Here is a 2,614-nt window from a genome sequence, read left to right as displayed (position 1 = left end):
TTATCTAATCAATGTGGTGATGAGAAATGATGAAAAGAAAACAGATTTTAAGCCCTTTTCTAAAAGATGGATTATTGAACGGACATTTTCCTGGTTTGATAACGACAGGAGATTATGCAGGAATTACGAATTACTAATGGAAAATTCTGAAAATATGGTAAAATTATCCGCTATAAAAAATTTATTGAATAAAATTTAAACAGGCTCTTATTATATTGTAAAATTATAATTAGATTTTCTTTTGCGAGATTATGAATAATTTTTAATTTTGTTTATTCTAAATAAAAATAATTACACACTACTACCAAATGAAAAAAACACTATTATGCTTAGGGAGTGTATTCCTTGTATCGGGAATTGCAAAAGCCCAGAAAAATGTTATTAAGGTAAATGATTCTGTTAAACAAGGAAGGCTTGATGAAGTCATTATAACAGTAACCAGGACACCAGAGATAATAAAGAAAACAGCCTCAACAGTACACATTGTCAACCGTAAAGAAATTGAAGAGCAAGCTGCAATTTCTCCGGATCTTAGTAACATCCTTGCTTATCAGGTTCCCGGATTGGCTTTTGGAAATAATCTGGTCGGAAACAGAGGGCAAACATTAAGAGGAAGAAATGTATTGATAATGATAGACGGAATTCCACAATCCAGCCCGCTTCGGAATAACGACAGAGAGATTAGAAGTATAGATCCTTCTGTACTTGAAAGAATTGAAGTTGTTAAAGGAGCAACATCTATTTATGGAAATGGTGCAGAAGGAGGGATTATTAATTATATAACTCAAAAAGATAATTCGAAAAAGTCAATATCCGGAAAAACTGTCCTGGGGTTTACGGGGCATGAATTATTCAATAACAAGATGTTTAAATCTGAGGGAGGAGCCGGATATAGAATATCACAGAGCTTTTATGGAAAGCTGGGCAAATTTGATTATCTGGTAAACGGAACCTTCACAGAGAATGGCGTTAAGATAGATGGAGAAGGTTTAGTCCAAAACCCCAGATATGGACTTGGTGAAACAAAGGTAAATAATGCCTTTGCAAAATTGGGTTATTCCTTCAATGACAAAAGCAGAATAGAATTGATGTACAATTACTATTCTAGTTTGCAGGATTCCAAATATATCCTGGATAAAGGAAAGTATGGTGAAAGGCCGTCAACTGGTAAAATAGGAGAAAGTCTTGGTGTAAAAGAAGGAACTAAATATAATCACAACGCTTATTTGAAATATAGCAATACTTCTATATTCCGTAATACATCGTTCAATGCATCCGTTTATTTTCAAGACTTTTATACAATTTACGACTACAGAGAAGCTCCCCGTTGGAAAACAGGTGGCCAATCTGCAATTCTGGAAAAGAAATATGGCGTTCGTACCGACTTTAATACAGAATTCAGAAAAGAAGGTATATTAAAAGCTTCACTTACTTATGGTATAGATTTACTGAATGAACATACTACGCAGCCATTAGTAGATGGCAGAGTATGGGTTCCTGAATTGAATATGATGGCATTTGCACCATTTATACAAAGTAAGCTATATCTTACTGAAGATTTAACAGTAAAAATGGGAAGCCGTTGGGATTTAATGAATATAAAAGTTCCGGATTATACAACGCTTCCTTCCGGAAAAGACAGTGCTTTTAATGTACAGGGAGGAAGTCTGAAGTATAAAAACTTCTCATACAATGCCGGACTTAGTTATACCGCCTTTAGCTATTTCCAGCCATTTACATCCTATTCCAGAGGATTCAACATTTATGATCTTGGACGTGTACTGAGAGATGCTAAAAGTAATGTGCTAAACGAAATTAACACAGAACCCGTTGTAGTAGACAGCTACGAAATAGGTTTTAATAGTAAAATAGGTAAAGTTATAGACTTTTCTGCAAGTTATTTTTATAATTACTCTAAGCTTGGTGCAGATTTAGTTTCTGTGAATGGTTTTTGGACACCATTGCGAGCACCACAATATATTAGTGGAGTAGATCTTGTAATGAATGTTTATCCGGCAAGAGGATTGAATATAGGCGTGAATTATACTTATCAGGAAGGGAAGGTAGATGTAAATAATGACAATACCTATCAAAAATATCTGAGCGGGTTGAGAATTGCTCCGCCAAGACTAAATTCTTATGTTAAATGGATGTCAGATGATAAAAAACTGAATTTAGGTCTATATCATATGTACTCATTCAAAAGGGATCGGTTTTCTCCGGATAAATCTGGGAAATATGAAGAAGGAGAAGGGCCTGTAGAATCTTTCAATCTATTCAACTTTCAGGGAAGTTATAAATTTAATCAGTTTATAATGTTAGGGCTGGGAGTAGAAAACCTGTTTAATAAAACCTATTTTACTCCTACATCTATGTACACTGCAAGAGATGCTGAATATGTAAGAGGTAATGGAAGATATTATACATTGACATTAAGTTTTAAATACTAGTAGTGCATTATTAAGAGCCTGTTTAAAAATTAAATTAGAAAAATTCGTATGGCGTTTATTTTATAAAATAATCTTATAAAAAAACTGATTGTCAGTTGTTTATGTTGTTTATTTTCCGTAACTTGTTGGTTACTAATCAATTAAATTACAGTGAAAAATTACTC

At 33.5% G+C, this 2,614-nt stretch carries 2 protein-coding genes; both read left to right on the top strand.

From position 1 onward, the window contains the following. Nucleotides 1-199: transposase (locus BMW39_RS19055; RefSeq protein ID WP_139175304.1), on the top strand; the 199-nt coding region annotated here is incomplete at its 5' end. A 109-nt stretch (nucleotides 200-308) separates the two neighbouring features. Continuing rightward, a complete protein-coding gene (locus tag BMW39_RS19050) occupies nucleotides 309-2,450 on the top strand; it encodes a TonB-dependent receptor (RefSeq protein WP_034979456.1) in 2,142 nt (713 codons plus the stop codon). Nucleotides 2,451-2,614: the final 164 nt, after the last annotated feature.

This window comes from Epilithonimonas lactis, assembly GCF_900110605.1.
GTDB lineage: Bacteria > Bacteroidota > Bacteroidia > Flavobacteriales > Weeksellaceae > Epilithonimonas > Epilithonimonas lactis.
Note: the sequence above shows the minus strand (reverse complement) of the source record. Positions and strands in the feature narration are given on the sequence as shown.